Below are 25,620 nucleotides of genomic sequence, written 5' to 3' on the forward strand. Positions count from 1 at the left end.
TTACTGCGAGATGGTCAAAGCGGTTAAGAGCCTGTCACTGGCAGCTTGGAAGATTCGATGAATTTTCTCGTGATCCTCTTCAAAGGGAAGGGATAGAGAAATCTGCAATACACTTTCTGTGTATACAGACTCAAAGAAAATCGCTTTTCCTCCGTTTGCCTGTTCCTTCTTCCTGTCCAAAGCACCGATTTCATTTAAGCCTCCCTGCATTTCACCCAAGTAGTTAAACACGATTGGCAGTTGTTCAAGTCCCTTTTTTAGAATGTTGCTTGATTGCGGGTAAGCTGATTTCATTTCTTCGTTAAAGATCAGATTGAAGAAATTTAAATGATGATGTGTGGCAGTATCCAAGAGTTTCTGGATATCATTTTCGTAGGATATTCTCTCCTCCTTCAGGAGTAAGACGGGAATGTGGTCAATATATTCTCCCACCGATCCAAAGTAGTTCCGATCCCCATACTGTCGTCCATACTGTGTCAACCATAATGGAACTTCGGACTGTTCAAAATAGCTGCTCAAGAACTGGAATGCCATTTGCAACGAAAAATCCCATAGGTTCACAGCCTCCTCCTGCGTTGGAATATCATGCAGGTTTAGATTCCAATGATATGAAGTAGGTGCTGCATAATTACACCCCAGCATCCGTTCATGGATACGACTATTATGATCCTCAAATGCCGGGAGCTTAAATTGCTCCACAATCTGCGGATCGCTGAGTCCTTGAGGACCTTGGCGGATATGATCGACATAATCGTGATAATGGAATGTTTTAACTGTCTGACTTTGCTGTATATGATCGTATTCCTCCAGAAGCTGATTATGCAAAACTACACCACTCGTCGCATCAAAGATGATATGTGAGCATGGCAGTAGCAGTAAATGTTCCCGCAAATTCAAGCGAACCAGCATCATCCGGTATTGCAGAGCGTGTTTCTGCTCATATGGTTCAAAATAAAGATTCGACATGAGGGATGAAAGAAGCTGCTGTTGGGTCTGTACCGGATAGATCGAAAGATCCACACAAGGCAATGAAATATGCTCCGGTGTTGGCCGTACTTCCCATTCCCAGACTCCATCCGCGTGTACAAGCACACTTCTCAGTAATTCATGGCGATGAATTAACTGCCGAATCGCTGTATTCAGACGCCCCATATCCACGTATTGGTCCAACCGAACCACGGTGCCCGAGGAAGCCGGGTGCATCAAATGGTAATGCTGAGCAGGGGCCAGCGGGAAACGATAGATAGCCTCTGAGCTGAGTAGATGCTCATGCCAGCTAGCATTCATTTCAGCGATTTTTAAAATCCATTCTTCAGTCTGACGTTGGTGACTGTTTTCCTGTTCCTCGTCTGTTTGCTCCAGCTCTGCGTGCCCTGTTCTGACCCTTAGGCTGGCGTCTTCCTCACCCATCGGAACGATATAATGAGGATGGAGGTCGGAATGAACATGAGACGAGATTCCGGCGGTCATCTCGTCCACCTGATCTGCCCGTAAGGGATGCACATGCAGAAACAAGTAGTCGCGTTCATCGTTAGGTACGAATTGAAGCATGGCCTGTACGCCAAAGGTTTCGCTAATCCATTGTTCAGCTTCCGTTACATCTGTAAGCAATGAAGTATCTTGCTTGGTGACAACTTTATCAAGGGATAACAGATCGGACAAGCTTCGAATGGTTTGATGTTGCAACACTTGGTGTATGCCGAGTGGAATACCTGATTCCTGTGCTTTGGAAACGAGCTGAATGGCCTTTAAAGAATGACCTCCAAGCTCAAAGAAGTTCTCGTCGATACTTACCTTTTCTACCCCAAGCACCGCCCGCCAGAGATTCGCCAATTGTTGTTCCACTTCATTTCTTGGAGCCACGTAAGCTATATCCGGGCTACTTGCCAATTCCGGCAGTGGCAGTGCCGTGCGGTCAATTTTACCGTTTGGTGTTAGTGGCATGGATTCCAGCTGCACAAAGTACGAAGGCACCATATAGTTAGGTAGCTTTTCACCCAGTAAGCTGCGTAACTCACTTGTACTCACTTCGCGCTCTGCCACATAGTACGCCACCAGTTGGTTTTGACCCTGCTCATCCTCATGGGATAGTACAATTACCTCTTGCACAGCCTCCACCTTCAGCAGGTTTGCCTCCACCTCGCCCAGTTCAATCCGGTACCCCCGGATTTTCACCTGATGGTCGATCCGGCCTAAGTGCTCAATGTTGCCGTCTGGCATCCATCTCGCCAAGTCCCCTGTGCGATACATCCGTTCATATCCTGCTTCTCCGTCCGTAAACGGATTAGGTATAAATTTCTCATCCGTGAGCTCCGGACGATGCAGATATCCACGTGCCAGCCCTTCCCCCGATACACACAATTCTCCAGCTACGCCCACAGGTGCCAGATGTCCATGCGCATCCACGATATATACCCGGTGATTCGGTACGGGACGTCCGATAGAAATCCGTTCATCCGCATTCGCATCCTCAGACACCGGCCAGATCGTTGTGACAATTGAGTTTTCCGTTGGGCCGTATCCGTTATAATACGGAACCTGATCTTTCCATTGCTGTACAAGCTCTAATGAGGAGGCCGATCCGGCTGTAAACAGGATACGCAGACTCGACATCCGCTTCGGTTCCAGATACACCGCATACGTCGGTGGCAGCATGACTACGGTAATTTGGTGCTCTGCGGTATATTGTTCAAACCGCTCATAGTTTAAAATCGTCTCCATGGTCGGTACGTACAGTGTGGCTCCGCAGAACAGCGTTTGGAACACTTCCCAGCAAGCGGCATCAAAGGAATAGCTGGCAAACATCAGGACATGATCCGACAAGCTCATGTGTAGGGTTTCATCAAAATAGGTTTTCAGATTGCATGGCCCGTGATGCTCGATCATAACGCCCTTCGGCTGGCCCGTCGTTCCTGAGGTATAAATCACATACGCCAGATCGTTCGGGCCAGACACTGGCTCCAGATTCGCCCCCTCTTCGTGATAGATCCCCTGTTCCCCATCCAGCACCAGTATCTTGCCGTCGAAGGCCACTTTTTCCACCAGATGGCTTTGTGTTAATAAGAGAGCTGTTCCCGAGTCGTCCAGCATGTAACGGATACGGTCCTCTGGATACGTTGGATCTAGAGGAACATACGCGCCTCCCGCTTTCATAATCCCGAGCATCCCCACGATCATATCCACCGAACGCTCCGTCATAATCCCCACCAAGCTGTCTGTTGTTACGCCGTGACTCCGCAAGGTACGAGCCAGTCGGTTTGCACGTTCATTCAGCTCGCGGTAGGTCAACTGTGCTCCTTCGAAGAACAATGCTGCCTGCTCCGGGGTCTGCGCCGCTTGCGCCTCGAACAAGCCGTGAATCGTCTGCTCGCTTGGATAGTCCGCTGCCGTATCTCCCCATACGCGCAGGATTTGCTCCCGTTCTGGCTCACTCAATACATCCAGCTCACGTACCGAAATATCCGGGGTAGCTACCACCTGTTTCAACAGTTCCATCAGATGACCCTGAATTTGCTCCACACTTTCGCGTTCAAATGCCAGCGCATTGTAGACAAAGCTCATGTGGATCGTGTTCCCCGGCAGGACCACCAGGTTAAAGTCATAGTTCGTCTGCTCGACGGACTCCACTCCCGTAATGCGGAAGCTGGATGCTTCCCCCTCACCCAACTGCTCGATTTGTTCCTCCATCGGGTAATTTTCAAAAATAAGAATATGATTAATCAAATCCTGCTTCAGCTCCGACAGCCCCTGAATTTCATATAGCGGGTACGTATCATAGGCTTGGGAAGCGATGGATTGCTCCTGATTCTGCTTCATCACGTCCGAGAACAGACTGTCCTTATGACTGTGAATGCGTACAGGAATCGTGTTAATAAACAGACCGATGATATGCTCCACATTTGGAATCTCCGCCGGACGTCCGGATACGACGCTGCCGAACACCACATCATTCGTACCGTTATATTTTTGAAGCAACATGCCCCACACCGTCTGCATCAGCGTATTCATCGTCACCTGATAACGCTTGGCGATTTGCTGAATTCCAGCCGTTAGACCCGCGCCCAAATCAAAGTCCAGGCGCTTCGTCTGATAACCTGTTTTGCTCTGGATTTTGGCCTGTGGCAAACGAGACTGCTCCTCATATCCATCCAGATACCTGCTCCAATAGTTTGAAGCAGCCTGACGATCCTGTTGCTCCAGCCACTCAATATATTGGCTATATGGCGTTACAGGTCCCAGTTCCGGCTGTTTATGGGCGAGAATCGCAAAGTAACTCGCAAATACCTCATTCGTCACCAGCGACAAGCACCAGCCATCCATTAAAATATGGTGAAAGCTCCATACAAAACGATATGTTTTCTCAGCCGTACGCAAAATCGCGACACGCATCAAAGTATCCTCCGCTAGATCAAAGCCTCTCTGCTTGTCTTTGCGCGTATATTCCAGGATATAATCGTTCCGCTCTTCTTCCTCCATATCTCGCAAATCCTCTATATACAACTCACTGCGTTTATTCCGGTACACAACCTGCAGGGGCTCGTCCTTCCAGCCGCTATAAAAATTTGTCCGTAGTACAGAATGCCGCTGTACCAGCAGTTCCAGACTCGCTGTAAACGCAGCCAGATTTAAACATCCTTTCAGGTCAAAGGAGGACTGCTCAAAATAAGCACCCGATTGAGAATCCATCAAATTGTAAAACAACATCCCCTTCTGCATCGGTGTTAGTGCATATATATTCTCTACTTCTCCAACCGACTGCGTTTGTTCCACAATGGCATCCAATTGCTCCACGGTGAGTTCCTTAAGCAGTACGTCGCTAGGTGTTAGCTCCGTCCGTTCTCGAGATATGCAATGCCTGATCACTTCCTGTAAATTCTTCTTTAACAGATGAACCAGATCCTCTATCGTATCCTTGCAGAATGCCTTGCTATTATATTTAATCTTAAGCTCCAACCTGCCATCTGTTACCATTCCCCCCACGTCTAAAGCAGATTTCAGCTCAATTCGGTCGCTGAAATCTCTTCCAGACGAATAGGGTGAAGTGTGAATATCGCTATTTTGGAGATCCTGATCAAACTCTCCCAGATAGTTAAAGTTCACCTGTGGTTCAGGATGGCCCCCTTTTTGACCTGTTTTACTCAGATATCTCCAAATACTGTATCCGATTCCTTTATGCGGTATTTGACGTAGACCCTCTTTGACCTGTTTGATACGTCTCGACACGTCGGATTTCTCTCCAATATTCAACAAAACCGGATATTGACTTGTAAACCAACCAACCGTACGAGAAATATCAATGTCTGGTATAATGCTCTCCCGTCCGTGCCCTTCCAGATTTATAAAGATACTCTCATGGCCCGTCCAGGCATACAGCGTCATACCAAGAGCAGTCAACAGCAAATCGTTCACTTCCGTGCTATATGCATGATGCGCTTGTTTCAACAGTTGAACGGTCTCTTCCTCTGTGAGTTGCATTGTTACGGTGTCCATGTCGCGAATCATAAATCTGCCATCATGCTTATAATCCTCAGGTAATATAGCCTGATCAGAACTGATTACTTTGTCTAATTGCTCCCAGTACGCGCGTTCGCTCTCCATTGCCGGGCTGATTGCATAAACAGCCAATTTTTCAGACCAGGCACGGAAGGAGTCCGTCTTATCAGGCAAATGAATTGCTTCTCCATTCACAGCTTGCGCATAAGCAGTCGCGAAATCTTCAAACAAGATACGCCACGATACCCCATCCACTACCAAATGATGAATCACGATCAGCAAATGGTCACCATCCGCACAACGGAACAAACCGACTTTCATTAGTGGCCCTTCATTTAAAGAAATACTGCTTTGAATCTCATTGGCTTTAGCTTCAATTGCTTGGTTCAACTCCGATCCAATGGGTATATCGTCGAAGTCCAACATATCAAGATGATATAGCTCACCTTCTTGCGTCCCCCGATTCCACGCTTCATAGCTATGCTCCGTTTTGCGGAACACCGTTCGCAGAATATCATGATGTTCCACCAGTTTTGTCAGTGTCAGGCGCAGTGCCGACTCGTTAAATCTCTGGTCCTGGTGTAGCATAACAGCCTGATTAAAGTGATGTGCAGCCGTTTCATCCAAATCTGCAAACCAATGTTGAATCGGCGTAAGCAGCACATTGCCCTTAATCTCACCCTGCTCGGCAGTTCTGACACCCGCCACACTCAAGTACGGAGCCAATTCTGACACACTCGGATGCTTAAACAATGTCTTCATATCCAGCTTGTAGCCTGCCTGAAGCAGACGTGAAGATACTTGAATCGCCTTGATCGAATCGCCGCCCAAATCGAAGAAATTTTCTAGCAAGCCAATTGGCTTCTTACCCAGTACGGTTTGCCAGATAGAAGCCAGAACCTGCTCTGCATCCGTTTGTGGAGCAACATATTCACTTCTACCCTGAAAATTTGTTTCCAGTGCTGGCAGTACTTTGCGATCAATTTTACCGTTCGGTGTCAGCGGCATGTTCTCCAGTTGTACGAAGTACGCAGGCACCATGTAGTTTGGCAGTTTCTCACCCAGTAAGCTGCGTAGCTCACCTGCATTCACTTCTCGCTCTGCCACATAGTAGGCGACCAGTTGGTTTTGCCCCTGCTCATCTGCACGTGCCAGCACGATGACCTCCTGCACATCTTCCACTTTCAAAATTTGCGCCTCGACCTCGCCCAACTCAATCCGGTACCCCCGGATTTTAACCTGATGGTCGATCCGGCCCAGATATTCGATGTTGCCATCCGGCATCCATCTCGCCAAGTCACCTGTCCGGTACATGCGTTCATAGCCCGCTTCTCCATTCGCAAACGGATTCGGTACGAATTTCTCCTCCGTCAGCTCTGGACGATCCAGATAGCCGCGTGCCAGACCCGGCCCGGATACGCATAACTCACCCGCTACGCCTACTGGTGCCAGATGACCATGTGCATCCACCATGTACACCCGATGGTTTGGCACAGGACGTCCGATGGAAATCAATTGTCCTGCTCTCGCATCCTCAGACACCGGCCATATCGACGTAGCTACCGAGTTTTCGGTTGGGCCGTAGCCATTGTAGTACGCAACCTGATCCTTCCACTTGTACACCAGCTCTATCGACGATGCTGATCCGGCTGTGAACAGAATACGCAGGCTTGACATCCGTTCCGGCTCCAGATAGACCGCATAGGTCGGCGGCAAGGTTGCCACGGTAATGTGATGATCCGCCATATATTGCTTAAACCGCTCGTAGTTCAAAATCGTCTCTGACGTTGGCACGTATAACGTGGCTCCGCAGAACAGCGCCTGGAAGATTTCCCAGCAAGCCGCATCAAATGAATAGCTGGCAAACAACAGGATATGATCCGATATGCCAATATGCAGCGTCTGATCGAAATAGACTTTCAAGTTGCACAGTCCGTGATGCTCCAGCATAACGCCCTTCGGCTGGCCTGTGGTCCCTGATGTATAGATCACATAGGCCAAATCGTTCGGCCCGGATACAGGCTCCAGGTTTGAACCGTCCTCGTGATAGACCGCCTGCTCTCCATCCAAAACCAGCACCTTACCGTCAAAAGCTACGTTGCCCACCAGATGATTTTGCGTCAATAACAGCTCTGCCCCAGAGTCGTCCAGCATGTAGCGGATACGCTCTTCCGGATACGTCGGATCAATTGGCACATATGCTCCCCCGGCTTTCAAAATCCCAAAGATGCCTACGATCATATCCACCGAACGATCGGTTATGAGACCCACCAAACGATCGCTCGTCACTCCGTGACTACGCAGGGTACGGGCCAAACGGTTGGCGCGTTCGTTCAGCTCGCGGTAGCTCAGTTGCTCTCCCTCGCAGAACAATGCTGCCTGCTCCGGGGTCTGCGCCGCTTGCGCCTCGAACAAGCCGTGAATCGTCTGCTCGCTTGGATAGTCCGCTGCCGTATCTCCCCATACGCGCAGGATTTGCTCCCGTTCTGGCTCACTCAATACATCCAGCTCACGTACCGAAATATCCGGGGTAGCTACCACCTGTTTCAACAGTTCCATCAGATGACCCTGAATTTGCTCCACACTTTCGCGTTCAAATGCCAGCGCATTGTAGACAAAGCTCATGTGGATCGTGTTCCCCGGCAGGACCACCAGGTTAAAGTCATAGTTCATCTGCTCGACGGACTCCACTCCCGTAATGCGGAAGCTGGATGCTTCCCCCTCACCCAACTGCTCGATTTGCTCCTCCATCGGGTAATTTTCAAAAATAAGGATATGGTTGATCAAATCCTGCTTCAGCTCCGACAGTCCCTGAATCTCATACAGCGGGTACGTATCATAGGCTTGGGAAGCGATGGATTGCTCCTGATTCTGCTTCATCACGTCCGAGAACAGACTGTCCTTATGACTGTGAATGCGTACAGGAATCGTGTTAATAAACAGACCGATGATATGCTCCACATTTGGAATCTCCGCCGGACGTCCGGATACGACGCTGCCGAACACCACATCATCCGTACCGTTATATTTTTGAAGCAACATGCCCCACACCGTCTGCATCAGCGTATTCATCGTCACCTGATAACGCTTGGCGATTTGCTGAATTCCAGCCGTTAGACCCGCGCCCAAATCAAAATCCAGACGCTCCGCCTGATAACCTGTTTTGCTCTGGATTTTAGCCTGTGGCAAACGGGCCTGTTCTTCATACCCATCCAGGTATGCGGTCCAGTAACGAGAAGCCTTCTGACGTTCTTGATGCACTTTCAGTACATCCACTGTTTCTTCCACTGTAATCCATTCCAGCTCACTCAATGTGGTATCTGGGCTAGCCGCAATCACTTCAGCCAACCGTACAAAGTGGCGTGTGATCTGCTCAATTGTTTCCCGCTGGTACAGCATGGTCGCATACTGCAATCCGAACTGTATTCCGGATTCTTCCTCTCTCGCTTCCAGCGTCAGGTCAAACTTCACTGGAGTTTGCTCTATATCGTATAGTCGGAAGCTCAGTTCTTTGAGCTTCAACTCGCTTTGCTCGGTGTTTTGCAGTACAAACATCGTATCGAAGATCGGATTCCGACTCATATCCCGCTTCACATTCAACTTGTCCACCAGGTTTTCAAATGGATAGTCCTGGTGCTCGTAGGCTTGTAAAGCCCGGATTTTCACATCTTCTAGAAAGCTGCGGAACGTCTGCTCTGCAGTCGGATAATTGCGTAGTGCCAGGGTTCCGACAAACATCCCAATGATGGGCTCAAGATCGGCATGTGGGCGTCCCGCAATTGGGGTGCCAACAATGATATCTTCCTGCCCTGTATATTGATATAGTAACGCTGTATAGGCCGCTAATAACACCATGTACAGCGTCGAACCTGTCTGTGCTGCCAGTTCTTTTAAGCGCTCGCTAACTTCACGCTCCAATCTGAATACAACCGTGTCGCCTGCTGTGCTCCGTACCGCCGGACGGGCAAAATCGGTTGGCAGGTTCAGCACAGGCAGATTGCCCCGGAAAGTATTGAGCCAATACGCTTCCTGAACTTCCATCCAATCCTGTTGCGCTTCACTTTGCTGCCATACGGCATAATCTTTGTATTGAATCCGTAGCGGTGGCAGCTCTTCATCGCTGTATAAGCGAGCAAATTCGCGAGTCAACACGCCCGTCGACACACCGTCCGAGATGATATGGTGCATATCGAGCATCAGCAAATACTGCGGCTCTTCTTCTATTCCCTGTACGCCCAAATCGATCAGGGCAACCCGCAGTAACGGAGCGGCTTGCAGATCAAATGGACGTACAAAGCTTTGGATCTTTTCTTGTACTTCCTTGCTCACAAGCTGCTCAGTCACCGATGCATACCGTTCCTGCACTACATCACGATGTAACACTTCCACATCGGTTTGTCGATCTGCTGCTGTATAAGCTACGACATGTCCCACCTGCACCTTCGCATACTCCAACTCGAACGATACGGTATCCTGAATCTGCTGCTTCGGCTCGTTATTTATCATTTCAAAGCGGGTACGGAGTGTTGAATGGCGTGAGATCAATTGACGGAATACTTCTTCCATCCGCTTCACATCCAGCGGGCCGCTTACCTGGAACATAGCAGGCATGTTGTAGTTTACATCGTCAGGGTCAAGCTGGTGCAATACGTACATCCGCTTTTGTGCAGAGGACAGCGGATAAAAAGTTCGTTCTTCCGTCACCGGAATCAATGCATACTTCATCTGTTCCAAACTTTCAATCACTACAGCCAGCTGTTCAATCGTTGGAGCTTCGAAAATACTGCGTAACGACAGGGATTTATTCAGTTCTTTGTGAATCTTTGAAGTCAAGGTAGTTGCCCGCAGTGAGTGTCCACCAATCTCGAAAAAGTTCTCTTTCACGCCGACTTGCTTCAGGCCCAATACATCCTGCCAAATTTGGGTCAGCTTCGATTCCATTGGCGTTCGCGGTGCGAAATAATCCGTTCTGCTTTGCAGATTATCTTCCAATGCTGGCAATGCTTTGCGGTCGATTTTGCCATTCGGTGTCAGCGGGAAACGATCCAGTTGTACGACATATGTCGGGATCATATAGCCCGGCAGTTTTGGCTGGAGTATGCTGCGCAGCTCCGGCAAATTCAGCGCCTCGGAAGCTACGACATACGCACACAAATCCTTGTCTCCGTTTTCGTTTTCCCAGGCGGTGACTATCGCTTTCTCGATGCCATCCACAGTCAGCAGCTGCGCTTCCACCTCGCCCAGTTCAATCCGGAAGCCCCGGATTTTGACCTGATCATCCATCCGGCCAACAAAGTCCACATTGCCGTCCGGCATCCACCGTGCCAAATCGCCTGTGCGGTACAGTCGTTCACCCGGTACGTAGGGGTTCGCTACGAATTTCTCGGCTGTCAGGTCCGCACGGTTCAAGTATCCCCGTGCGACCCCAATCCCGCCGATGCACAGCTCACCCAGTATGCCGATTGGCACCGGATTCAGTTGGCTGTCCACGATGTAGAAGCGTGCGTTCAGCCATGCCTGACCAATCGGTACATTGCCGCTGCTTGGCAGCTTCGACAGCTCTTCGTCATAGAAGCTGGAGTCAATCGCCGCTTCCGTGACGCCGTAACTGTTCATAATGCGGATATCTGCGCCAAACCGTTCTTGCAGCACCCGGTAATCTGTCACGCTACAGCTATCCGAGCTGGTGATCAGCAGTTCCAGACTGCTCATGTCTAGCCCCTGTTCATGCACATGCTGCATAAACGGTACGATCAGGGCCGGGGTCGATTCGAACACTGTAATCTGGTAATCGCGAATCCAGCCATACAAACGGCTAAAATCAATCCGGTCGTCTTTCGGACAAATAACCATCGTGCCACCGTTATAGAGCGTCCGCGCGATATCCCCGACGAAGACGTCGAAGGAGAAGCTCGCCAGCTGCAGCAGTCGTACCGGGAACTGGCTCAGACGGTAATCCCGACGATACGCCGCAGCCGTATTGACCAAGCTGTGATGTTCGATCATGACGCCCTTCGGACGTCCTGTTGTCCCGGACGTGTAGATCACATACGCCAGATCCTGCGGCTCATTGATCGGCTCGATATTCGTGGCATCCCCGGTGTACAGTGATTCGTCGTCCAATGCTAGTACGGTGTGCAAACGTAAGTTTGCTACGGATTGGGATGCTGCTTCGCTGTCAGTTGGCGAATCTGCTGCTCCATTCACAGTTCCATGAAGAGCACCTGATTCCATCGTTTCGGCGCCAGTCGCTGTTTCCAACTCACCCTCAGTCTTACCCCTGGTCAAGGACTGCTTGCTTTCCTCCAGCCATGCCTGTGCTTGCTCCTGCAATCCCGTTTGTGTTAACAGTACCGTCGCACCACTATTCTCCAGCATGAAACGAATGCGTTCGGACGGATAATCCGCATCCAGTGGCACATATGCGCCGCCAGCCTTCCACACCGCCAATACGCCGACCAGCATATCCATGGAGCGTTCACTCAAAATGCCGACAATTGACTCGCGTCCAACGCCTTCATTCCGCAATCTCCGAGCCAATTGGTTCGCACGCTCGTTCAGTATGCGGTACGTCAACTGCTGCTCCTCATACACCACCGCCATATGATCCGGTACAAGCTGAGCCTGTTCTTCTACGAAGGTATGGAACAGGGCTCCTGCTTCAACTGCAGCAACATCTCTTACTCCCACTTCTCCAAAACCGTAGATGAGTTGTTCTTTTTCCTCGACGGTTACCATATTCAAAGTTGCCAGTGACTGCTGCGGATGATACGCAATAGCTCGGACGATCTCCGTAAAATGCTGCGCCAATCGGGCGATAGTCTCCGGCTTATAGAGCGCCGTGCTGTATTCCAGACTGCACACAATCCCCTCCGGCTGCTCCATGGTCTCCAAGGACAGATCCAATTTGGCCGTAGTATTCCCTAACGGGTACGAATTCAAGGTCAGACCTTCCAGCTCGAACTCCTGCTGCTCCAATGTTTTCAACTCAAACATCGTGTCAAACAGCGCATTCCGGCTCGTATCCCGTGTTAAATTCAGCTTTTCAACCAGCTCTTCAAAAGGATAGTCCTGATGCTCATAAGCACTGAGCGCATGCTCCTTCACCTCTTGCAGATAATCCAGGAACGATTTGTCGCCAGACGGATAATTGCGGATCGCCAGCGTGTTGATGAAGACACCTACCAGACTCTCCAGTTCCGCATGCGGTCTTCCAGCAATCGGCGTTCCCACTACGATATCTTCTTGGCCTGTGTATTTATGCAAGAGCGTAGTGTACGCCGCCAGCAGCACCATATACAAGGTTGAACCTGTTTGCGAAGCCAGTTCTTTCAGGCGTTCGCTAACTTCACGCTCCAGTCCAAATTCGATCGTATCCCCTGCCGCACTTTGCACTGCCGGACGGGCAAAGTCGGTTGCCAGATCCAGCACAGGCACTCCGCCCCGGAAGGTGTCGAGCCAATATGCTTCCTGACGTTTCATCCAATCCTTTTGCGCTTCACTTTGCTGCCATACGGCATAATCTTTGTATTGAATCCGTAGCGGTGGCAGCTCTTCATCGCTGTATAAGCGAGCAAATTCGCGAGTCAACACGCCCGTCGACACACCGTCCGAGATGATATGGTGCATATCGAGCATCAGCAAATACTGCGGCTCTTCTTCTATTCCCTGTACGCCCAAATCGATCAGGGCAACCCGCAGTAACGGAGCGGCTTGCAGATCAAATGGACGTACAAAGCTTTGGATCTTTTCTTGTACTTCCTTGCTCACAAGCTGCTCAGTCACCGATGCATACCGTTCCTGCACTACATCACGATGTAACACTTCCACATCGGTTTGTCGATCTGCTGCTGTATAAGCTACGACATGTCCCACCTGCACCTTCGCATACTCCAACTCGAACGATACGGTATCCTGAATCTGCTGCTTCGGCTCGTTATTTATCATTTCAAAGCGGGTACGGAGTGTTGAATGGCGTGAGATCAATTGACGGAATACTTCTTCCATCCGCTTCACATCCAGCGGGCCGCTTACCTGGAACATAGCAGGCATGTTGTAGTTTACATCGTCAGGGTCAAGCTGGTGCAATACGTACATCCGCTTTTGTGCAGAGGACAGCGGATAAAAAGTTCGTTCTTCCGTCACCGGAATCAATGCATACTTCATCTGTTCCAAACTTTCAATCACTACAGCCAGCTGTTCAATCGTTGGAGCTTCGAAAATACTGCGTAACGACAGGGATTTATTCAGTTCTTTGTGAATCTTTGAAGTCAAGGTAGTTGCCCGCAGTGAGTGTCCACCAATCTCGAAAAAGTTCTCTTTCACGCCGACTTGCTTCAGGCCCAATACATCCTGCCAAATTTGGGTCAGCTTCGATTCCATTGGCGTTCGCGGTGCGAAATAATCCGTTCTGCTTTGCGGATTATCTTCCAATGCTGGCAATGCTTTGCGGTCGATTTTGCCATTCGGACTTAATGGCATCTGCTCCAATTGTATAAAGTATGATGGCACCATATAGCTTGGCAGCTCTCGGCCCAGTTCGCTTCTCAGCTCGCTTGCGCCAATTTCTTGCCCGGCGACGTAGTACGCCACCATTTGCTTTTGCCCTGTTTCATCTGCTTGAGCAATGACCGTTACTTCCCGTACAAAATCAACTTGCAGCAGCTTCGACTCAACCTCACTCAGTTCAATTCGATACCCGCGGATTTTCACCTGATGGTCGATTCGGCCGATAAACTCCAGGTTTCCATCCGCTTTCCAGCGGGCGAGGTCCCCGGTTTTGTACATTCGTGTTCCTGTTGAAAATGGATTATCTACAAATTTGTCCGCCGTCAATTCCGCGCGATTCCAATAGCCACGGGCCAAACCTTCCCCTGCAATGCATAGCTCGCCTGGTACACCGATCGGCTGTAATTCACCCTTTGCGTTAATGACATAAATTTGCGTATTCGCGATAGGACGTCCAATGTCAATCTGTTTGGCCTGGGTAAGTTCCTGTACTGCCGACCACACCGTCGTTTCTGTAGGTCCGTACATGTTATAAATGCGGGGACCGTTCAATTTTTGCAAGGCCTCCAGCAGCTTGGGTGGAAGCGCTTCTCCCCCCACCATAATTTCCTGTACACCTTGGAGCGCACGAGAGCCTTCCTCATGACCCAGCAGCATTTGCAGCCGGGATGGCGTCATTTGCAGCATGTCAATGTGATGTGCTGTAATCAGCTCGCCAAGTGCCTGAGGATTGACCTGATGACGGTGGTCACCAAGTATAACGGTCATTCCGCCCAGCAACGGCAGGATCGTTTCCAATACGAAAATATCGAACGAAATGGTGGTTAACGATAGAATCGTTTTGTCCGCTGCAAAGTCGATCACTTCGCGCATTCCTGTAATAAAGTTCAGCACCGAGCGATGCTGGAGCATAACGCCCTTAGGATTTCCGGTTGAACCAGAAGTATAAATAACGTAAGCCAGATGCTCCGGCTGGGCAGTGGCTTCCAGATTGGTCTTTTCCCCTTGATATACTTCCTCATCTTCGATAAACAGAGTGTTGGCGCTGTAATGGTGTTCTCCTACCAGATCGCGACTGGTCAGAAGTACGGCGGCCTCACTGTCATTCAGCATATATTCAATACGGGCTGACGGATATTCAGGGTCGATCGGCACATAAGCACCACCCGCTTTTAACACGGCCAGCAGACCGATGATCATCTCCGCCGAACGCTGTACCATCAGGCCAACCAGCTTGTCGGGTCCTACACCGTGCGCTTGAAGTACCCGTGCCAGTGAGTTAGCGCGTTCATTCATCTCTAGGTATGTCAACTGCTCCCCTTCGAAAAATAGCGCTACTTGCTCTGGTGTTTGTAAAACTTGAGCTTCGAACAAACCGTGAATCGTCTGTTTATTTGGATATTCTATTGCCATATCTCCACAACCAACAAGGATTTGCTTGCACTCCTGTTCGGTCATCGCTTTCATTTCATGCACTTGAATGCCCGGGTTAACCACAACTTGTTCTAGTAGGTGCACCAAGTGTCCATAAATTTGCTTTATACTTTCTCGATCAAACACAAGTGCGTTGTAACTAAAGCTCATTCGGGTTTTTTTCCCTGAAAAAACTACCAGGTTAAAATCATAGTTGGACTGTTCGACCGACTCAACCCCCGTAATGCTAAAGTGGGACTCTATATCATCACCTAGTTGCCCAGACTGTTCCTCCACCCAGTCATTTTCAAAAATGAGTATATGATTAATTAAATTTTGCTTAAGTTCTGAGAGTTTCTGAATTTCATATAGTGAAAAAGCATCATATTTACTAGAAGCCACTGATTGCTTCTGGGTTTGTTTCATTACTTCCCAGAACGAGTTGTTCTCACTACTGGTAATACGTACAGGGAGTGTATTCAAAATCAAGCTGAGCATACGCTCCTTATTTGGAATATCACCCTCATTTCCGGACAGCGTACTACCAAACACTACATCATCCGTGTCGTTATATTTTTGAAGCAAAATGCCCCACACCGTCTGAATCAGCGTGCTCTGATTCACCTGATAGCGGTTGGAGATTTGCTGAATCCCGCTCATCAGACTCGGACTTAAAGCTACGTTAAAATGCTCCGTTTGACACTCTGCTCTACTCTGAGTTTTAGCCTGTGGCAAACAGCAAGCTTCTTCATACCCGTCTAGATATGCGCTCCAGTAACGCGAAGCTTTCTGACGCTCTTGATGCACTCTCAGCACATGCACTGTTTCTACCTCTGTGATCCATTCCAGCTCCCCCAGTTTAATATCAGGATTCACCACAATAGCCTCAGACAATCGTATAAAATGACGCGTAATCTGTTCAATCGTTTTCCGCTCATACAACGATGTTGCATACTGCAATTCGAACCGAATACCTTCTTCTTCCTCGCTCGCTTCCAGCATTAAGTCAAATTTCACCGGAGCCTGCTCCATGTCGTATGGACGGAAACGGATATCCTCCAGTTTCAGCTCGCCTTCTTCGGTATTTTGCAGTATAAACATAGTGTCGAACAACGGATTACGGCCCATATCCCGTTTCACATTTAGCTTGTCCACCAGTTCTTCAAATGGATAATCCTGATGCTCGTAGGCTTGCAAAGCTTGGGTTTTCACGTCTTCCACATAGCTTCGGAACGTTTGCTTAGCGGTTGGATAATTGCGCATTGCCAGTGTGCCAACAAACATCCCGATGATCGGCTCCAGATCGGCATGCGGCCGTCCCGCAATCGGAGTCCCGACAATGATATCTTCCTGTCCAGTATACTGTTGCAGCAGTGCTGTATAGGCTGCAAGTAGCACCATGTACAGCGTTGAACCTGTCTGCGCCGCCAGCTCTTTCAAGCGCTCGCTGACTTCGCGTTCCAGTCTGAATACCACTGTATCGCCTGCCGTACTTCGTACTGCCGGACGGGCAAAATCAGTTGGCAGATTCAGTACGGGTAACTCACTCCGGAAGGTATCCAGCCAATATGCTTCCTGACGTTTCATCCAATCCTTTTGCGCTTCACTTTGCTGCCATACGGCATAGTCTTTGTATTGGATCCGCAGCGGAGGTAACTTCTCACCGCTATATAAGCGAACAAATTCGCGGGTCAACACACTCGTCGACACACCGTCCGAGATAATGTGGTGCATGTCGATCATTAGCAGATGCTGTGTTTCTTCTGTCCCCTCTCCGTTAAGATCCAGTAAGGCTACCCGTAACAGTGGAGCAGCTTGCAGATCGAATGGATTTACAAAATTGCTAACCAATTTTTCTATTTCCGTCTCAAATGCAAGTGCGTCTGTCCCTGCCTGTTTTTCCCGTACCTTGGCATACTCCACCTCGAAAGGTACCCTTTCCTGAATCCGCTGCACAGGCTCATTGTTCACCATTTCAAAACTCGTGCGGAAGGCCTCGTGGCGTGAGATTAACTGCCGAAATGCTGCCTCTACCCGTCTTACATCCAGCGGTCCGCTCACCTGGAGTACTGCGGGCATGTTGTAGCTCACATCACCCGGATCAATCCGATGCAATATATACATTCGTTTTTGTGCAGAAGACAAGGTATAAAAGGGACGCTCTTCCGCCACTAAAATAGATGCATACGCCACCTCGTTCAGATTTTCAATCACCACTGCCAGCTGTTCAATCGTCGGTGCGTCAAAAATGCTACGTAGAGGAATTGGTTTGTTCAATTCTTTGTAAATCCTCAAGACCAACGTCATTGCCCGTAGAGAGTGTCCACCAATTTCAAAGAAGTTTTCCTTCACGCCGACTTGCATCAAACCCAACACGTCCTGCCAGATTACCGATAGTTTCGCTTCCAACCACGTCCGTGGGGCAATATATTCTGTCCCTCTTTGTATATTACCTTCCGGTGCTGGCAGCGCCTTCCGATCGATTTTTCCATTCGGAGTCAACGGTATACGATCCAGAAACACAAAGTAAGACGGTACCGAGTAATACGGAAGCAACTTGGCGGCATGCTCATGAATTACGGTTAAGCTTGGTGTTTCTTCTGTATGCAGTACAATGTAGGCACACAAGACGGATTCATGATCTTTGCTTTGATTTACAGTGACGACAGCCTCTCGAATTGCAGAATGGCTAATCAAAGCATTTTCAACCTCACCCAGCTCAATCCGGAATCCACGTACTTTCACCTGATGGTCGATTCGGCCGATAAACTCCAGATTTCCATCCGCTTTCCAGCGGGCGAGATCGCCCGTTCTGTACATTCGTGTTCCTGTTGAAAATGGATTATCTACAAATTTGTCCGCCGTCAGTTCCGCGCGATTCCAATAGCCACGAGCCAATCCTTCCCCTGCAATGCATAGCTCACCAGGGATTCCAATTGGCTGTAATGCACCCTGTCCATCAAGGATATACATTTGCGTATTGGCAACGGGGGACCCGATATCAATATGTTTAGCACCTGTCAGTTCCCTAGCTGATGAAAATACAGTTGATTCCGAAGGTCCGTACATATTGTAGATACGCAGCCCTTTAATTTGTTGCAATTTCTTCAGTAACGTAGGCGCAAGCGCCTCGCCCCCAAGAATAATCTCCTTTATACCTTGTAGTGCGTGCATTCCCGCTTCACTGCTGAGTAACATTCTAAGGCGAGAGGGTGTCATTTGTAGCAAATCTATATGCTGAGCAACAATTAATTCCCCAAGTGTCTGTGGATCAACTTGATGATGGCGATCACCCAGTACAAAGGTCATTCCGTTTAGCAGCGGCAATATCGTCTCAACCACAAAAATATCGAAAGAAATAGTAGTCAGCGACAGAATCCTTTTGTCAGGCTTAAAATCAATCAATTCATGCATTGCTGTGATAAAGTTCATAACGGAACTATGCTGAAGCATGACCCCTTTTGGATGCCCGGTCGACCCTGAAGTATAAATAACATAAGCTAGGTTCTCTGATTGAACATTCGCTTCCAGGTTCGACCTCTCTCTCTGATATAATTCCTCATCTTCTAAAAAAAGCATTTTTGTTTTGTAGCTATTCTCTTCTACCAGTTTACGATGGGTCAAAACTACAGTCGCCTCGCTGTCTTCAAACATGTATCTAATACGGGCTGGTGGAAATTCAGGATCAATCGGCACATAGCAACCGCCTGCTTTCAGTATAGCTATCATACCAACGATCAGTTCTGTCGAACGTTGCAACATCAGACCTACGGGCTTGTCAGGACCAACGCCATTTTCACGAAGCACTCGTGCCAGTGAATTAGCCCGCTCATTCAGTTCTAGGTAAGTCAAGCTCTGATCTCTAAATACAAATGCTATGTTCTCCGGGGTCATTGCAACCTGCTTTTCAAATCGTCCGTGGATCGTCTCATCTGTCGGAAAAGGTACGACGGTATCGTTAAATCCGGTCAGCAGCAATTGCTTCTCTTCATCAGATACGATCGTAATATCAGCCAACTGCACCCCGACATCCTGCGTCACTGTTTCCAAAATTCGCACAAAATGCTCTGCCAGCCGTCGGATGGTCTCCAGTTTAAACAGCTTCGTGCCATACTCCAAAGTGAAGGACAAACGTCCTTTTTCTTCAGTCACATGCAATGAAAAATCCACCTTGGATATGCCCGCGTTGAATTCTTCCGGCTTAAAACGAATGCCTCCTGTTTCCAAAACATCTGTGCCGACATTTTGCAGACTGAACATCGTATCGAACACCGGGTTTCGACTTACGTCCCGTACCAGTTCCAGCTTGTCTACAAGCTCATCAAACGGGTATTCCTGATGCTCCAGTGCCAGCAGCGAATTTTGCTTAACCTCCTGCAAAAAGGATTGGAACGTTAAAGAAGATTGCGGATGATTGCGAAGAACCAGCGTATTGACAAACATGCCAATCATCGCTTGAGTATCCACATGCCGTCTTCCGGCAACAGGTGTACCCACGATAATATCCTCTTGGCTAGAATATTTGCCCAGCAGGACATTATAAGCTGCCAAAAGTACCATAAAGATCGTAGATTCGGTATCTTGGGCCAATTTGTAGAGTGTGTTAGTAAGTTTGGATTCCAATGTAACGGTCAAGCTGTCACCTTCAAAACTTTGTGCTTGCGGACGTGAAAAGTCCGTAGGCATATTCAGTACAGGAAGCTCGCCATTCAAGGTCTGGAGCCAATATGATTCATGCGCTTGCCATGCGTCGTCATTGATCTGCTGCTTCTGCCAAGCAACAAAGTCCTTGTAATGAAGCTGAATGTTCGCAAGCTGTCTGCCCTGATACCGTTGAATGATTTCATCCAGCAGCACGGCCATGGAGAAACCATCGGACACAATATGATGCATATCCACTAGCAGTATGAAGCCACCTTCGATAAATTCGTACAGTTCGGCACGGAATAAAGGAGCTGTTCCCAGATGAAAAGGCTGAACAAACAAGACCCGAGCCTGCTTTGCTTCTTCCTTGGAAATACGGGTATACGGGATGTCGAATGGAATCGTGTCCCGAACTTTTTGTACTACTTCCCCGTCTTCCAGATCGAAATACGTCCGAAAGGATTCATGTCGCAAAATAACTTCCTTAACGGCTTCAATAAAGCGGGGGACCTCCAGATTTCCCTCTATGAAAAGCTGACCGGGTACATGATAGGCCGTTCCGCTTCCCATTTGATCCAGCACGTACATTCTCTTTTGGGAAGAAGACACCGGATAAAAGGCCTGCGATTTTACAGATACAATCGGTTCATAGGTCTGCTTTGTTCCACCCGCAATATATGTAGCCAGCTCAGCAATCGTTTGCAGCTCAAAAATGTGGCTGAGTGGAATGTGTACACCCAATTCCTTGTTGACTCTCGACAGAATGACCGTCGCTTTTAGCGAATCACCGCCCAGTTGAAAAAAGTTATCGTCATAGCTGATATCCATTACATTCAGAACGTTCATCCAAATGTTCACGAGCTGATCTTCTACGCCGTGGTTCTCAGAAGCGACGTCTGTTTTAGCGAATACACTTGCTCGTTCTGGCGCTGGTAGAGCCTGTAGATAAGGCTGACCATCCGGCAGAAGAGGAATATGATCCATAGGAATCCAAAAACGGGGCTGCGTATAATCTGGAAGAATTTCGATTACAGCCTTTTTCAGTGCGTCTTCTTCCCAAGGCTTCGATGCGTTTGCAACCACATAGGCGGTTATATATGAGACTTTTCCAGTTTCGCCCGTTTGTGGTGTAATGACGCAGGACTCCCATTGGAAAATTTGCAGCAGGTGTTTCTCCAGTTGCTCCAGATTAACCTGATGTCCGCGAATGTGAATGGTCCGATTTAAATTTCCAATATGCCGCAGCTTGCCATCGTTTTCCACGTAAGCCCATTCCCGGGTCGTTCCCAACAGGCCTGCTCCTGAGGCTTGATACACCTCCCCTGCTGTCCCGACAGGTGCCAAATGCTTGTAGGCATCTAGAACGCAAAGATAGTTTCCGTTGGCATCGGTATTTGCTGCCCATGCAGCTCGAAGTTGTTCGTTCTCCGACGCACGAAGTAAAGACATCGCGGAAACGCGAGCCCCCTCTTCCTCTACAATGGAATGCAGCAGATTCAGGAAATACCCTGACCAAGCTTCGATGATGTTTTGCTGAAAAAGATCCGAATTATAGTCAAAATCAAGACGTAATTGCTTCTGTGCCTCTGTCACGTTCAAAAACAACTCATATTTGCTGAATGATACCTCATTCTCAATGAGTTCTGCTTCCATACCATGGAATTGAAAACGCGGAATCGGACGATCCAAATTGAATACAGCGTTAATGACAGGCAAATTTCTCAGCCCCAGCTGAGCGAGTCCGGCAAAGCTGTATTTTTGGAAGCTGTCCAGTTCATTCATGCGCTTTTTAACCGTTTGGGCATGCTCCGTAAAAGTAGCATCAGGACGCACTTCGCTGATCACTGGAAGTAAGTTGACACAGTTGCCGATCAGGGAGAAGGCGTCCATATGGGATTGTCCTGCAGTAGGAACCCCCACCGTTACTTCCTGCTGCCCTGTCAGGCGATGCAGAAAAATCTGAAAGGCTGATAGCAGTGTTATAAAAAGACTGGTGCCAAGCTTTATGCTGGCGGATCTCAATTGTTTAACGAGCGGCGCTTCGAGCATTACAGTATGTCTGCTTCCGCTAGAAGACGGAATCTGTATTCCCCTCACCGGAGATGGTAGATTGAGGACAGGCGGATGATTTTCCAGCACTGCTGACCAAAAAGCAAGGGCCCCTTCTTTCCCGGCTTTCAATTGATCCTGCTGCCAAACAACGTAATTCCGAAAAGGTACTGGATCGGGAAGGTTGTAGTCAGCATTTCGGACAAGCGCAGAATAGATGTGTTCCAGTTCCTGAATGAATACACCAATCGACCAGCCATCCGCGATAAAATGATGGAACGTAAAGACACTCAGATGCTCCTCATCTGATATTTTCAGCAGATGGATTCGGAATAACGGATCTCCTGGCGTCATGGCAAACGGGATTTCGCTGTCCTGGATCATCCATGCCCGGATATGTTGTTCCTGTTCATTTGGGTGGTGACTGGTAAAATCATGAAGCGGAACTTCCACTTTCATCACAGGAGCGATCACCTGAGTTTCCCCATCACCACTCATAAAGGTATGTAAGGCTTCATGCCGGTTCACAATGGTCTGGACAGCCCGGTTGAACTCCTCCTGCTGAAGTGGACCACGAAACCGCAACAAGGCGGTTTCGTGTAAAGATTGAGAGTCACTTCGTTCTGAAACAGAGGCGAACCAAAGCTGCTTTTGATCAGGAGTCAGCGCAATTACGGTTTCTGGAACACTCACTGCTTCAGCTTCTGGAGGTACAGTTACAGGTACAGGTACAGTTTGCTTGCCCGGCCCTGGGCCGTTTCCATTCGGGGGCGGGTCCGGTAAAAATCCCCCTTTTCGCAGCTCGTTCACGCTATCCTTGACCGCTTGCACGATTCGCGCAATATCATCCTCGGTATGGGCCGTGGACAAGAAGCAATTTCGTCCCTCCCAGATATAGATGCCTTTGTCCAGCATGTGATAAAAGAACAATTCCAGATCGCCTTTGAGCACGAAGCGGAACAGAGAGCCAAAGTTAACAACTTTCATAGGTATGTGTTCGTCCGTGAAATAGCTGTTTAGCTCCGCTGCTAACGCCGAGGTGCGGCTGTTCAGACGATTTTGCAACTGCTCACCGTTGCTCTCCAAATGATCCAGCACCGCTAAGGATGCAGCCATTGCCAGCGGATGATGACAGAAGGTCCCCGCGACAAAGGTCCGCTGTTGCTCATGCTGCGGGTAGGAGTCGTCCCCGAAGCTCCACGTACCTCCGTCGATCCCGTTCATAAAGGCGGCTTTCCCGGCTACGATGCCGATCGGCAGCCCGCCACCAATGATTTTACCGTAGGTCACAAGGTCGGCTTGCACCCCAAACCAGGCTTGTGCCCCTCCCGGCTGAATACGGAACCCTGTTATAACTTCATCAAAAATGAAGGCAGTACCCGACTGCTCCGTAATCTGGCGAATGTCCTGCAAAAAGGCTTGAGGCTGAAAATCTGGACGGCGGCTTTGCACCGGCTCCACGACAACCGCGGCCAGCTCATGCGCATGGGTGCGGATATAATCCAGCGATTCGTCCGCTCCATAATGAAGCACGACGATATCGTCCACCATATGCTGCAAGATACCTGGAGCGAGAGGCGTCGAATGCTCCTTGTTGTCACCTGCGCTCCCCAGTGCCAGTACCCCGTCAAATGTACCGTGATACGAGCCAGCAAAAATGACGACTTTAGCTCGTCCCGTAGCAGCACGCGCCAGACGGAGCGCGACCATGACGGCCTCCGTGCCAGAATTGTACAGCGCAATCCGTTCCACGCCGGTCATCTTGCAAATTTTCTCAGCGACTTGCCCAGCCATGTTGGACATCGGGCCGACACACATGCCGTTTTTCAGTTCTTCCTCAATTTTTTCTCGGATAAAGGCCGGATTGTGCCCAAACAGATTCACGCCAAAGCCCATCGTCAAATCGACATATTCATTGCCATCCAGATCCCAAATTTTTGATCCGTCTGCACGTTGAGAAACGATTTGGTACACCATTTCCTTCAAAACAGGCCGGAAACCAGCCGCATTACGGTTATTGGCGTATACGGAGCGATACTGCTGGGTGTACTGCTTGGTGCTACGCGTACGGGCCGTGTAGCGTTCAATCAGCTCTTGCAGATGTTGTTCCTGACGGAGCGAAAGCAATTCGCGTGCTTTAACATCCAGCTTTTTATAAGGCGTATACGGTTTGGCTTCATTGCCTGTCTGCTTGGGAACAGCCTTTACGGATGGAGCCGGTGCTAATGCAGCCGCGACTTCCTGCTTGGACTCGATACGGATAATCTCCGCGCTTCCTATACTTGCTGAGGGCAAAATGCTGGATTCCGGGCTAAATGGCTCGGAAGCTATTACGGATGCAGATGGCTGATGTCGGAGAACATCAAGCTGCTGTGACATCAGATGTAGCTGTTGCTCCAAAATTCGCTCTACACCTGTGGCTGTAGGGATTGTGAAGCTTTGAGCCCGTATTTGCTCAGCCGGAACGCCGGATTCATGAGGCAGTTGGGTTAAGGGGGAAGATGCATGATCAGCCTGACTCAGAGTTGTTTCCGAACGATTTACCACAGACTGAACCGGGGCTTCAGCAGAAGTGGAAATGCTCACCCGCTCGGCTACGTAGCTGGCCAACAGCTCCAGCGTGGTCAACGTTTCGAAAAATTCGTTCATGGGAATGTCCAGTCCGAAGGTATCCTTGATGCTGTGGCGAACCTGAGACAAATTAATGGAATCTAGCCCGAGCTCCAGAAAATGTGTTTGTGGCTCCAATTCCTCCAGACTGAGTTGGGACACGTTACCGATCATTTTCGCTAACTTTTGAAGGATAGAAGATTTGTGCTGATCGGTAGCTGATGCTGACACCGAATACTCTTTCCCCATAATTCCAGTCTCCCTTACTGTTGAGTTTTCATGAACGGGCGCCTTCTGTTCCTTTCGAACCTGTTCGGGCACGTTAATCCAGCATCTTTTCCGTTCGAATGGATACGTAGGCAGAGAAACCTTTTTGTAGTGCCTACCTGCATATAGGGTACTCCAATCAATCTGCGCTCCCTGCACATACTTGGCAGCCAGTTGCTCCAGTGATTGCAACGTGTCCAAGCTTCCAGTGACCGTCTCTGTGCCACCAGCGCTATCCGCTTTCCCGGTGTATACACCATCGACGGCTCTGCCTTGTTCGTGCAACTGAAGCACCTTTGCTTTCAGCGCATCTGCTCCTGCGGCAGTCACCGCAATCCGGTGATTCAGGTGGCTTCTCCCCGTGTTAGCCGTATAGCATACATCCTTCATCACGAGTTCTTCCGCCCGTCTGAACCGTTCTGCGTATCGCCCGACCAGCTCGCGTAAAGCGGATTCACTCCGCGCTGACAGGGTCAGCAGCAGCGGTGATGATCCATTATTGCTGCCCGTGGAGGATTTATCCGATTCCGTCTTTGCAATATATTCCTCCAGTACCACATGGCAGTTTGTCCCGCTGAATCCAAAGGAACTCAGCCCGCTTCTTCTCGGGAAGCCGTTCGTCTTCCATTCCCTCAG

1 protein-coding gene (only partly in view) is annotated in these 25,620 nt (G+C 49.2%); it reads right to left on the minus strand.

Annotation, left to right across the window (positions count from 1 at the left end; translation table 11 throughout):
• A protein-coding gene (locus tag MKX59_RS15505; RefSeq protein ID WP_340858516.1) for a non-ribosomal peptide synthase/polyketide synthase crosses the window boundary here: on the minus strand, positions 1–25,620 show its 3' portion. It continues 3,198 nt past the right edge of the window; 25,620 of the gene's 28,818 nt are visible here — the last part of the coding sequence; its start codon lies beyond the right edge, outside the window; its stop codon occupies positions 1–3.

The sequence above is a fragment of the Paenibacillus sp. FSL R7-0340 genome (genome assembly GCF_038002205.1).
GTDB lineage: Bacteria > Bacillota > Bacilli > Paenibacillales > Paenibacillaceae > Paenibacillus > Paenibacillus polymyxa_B.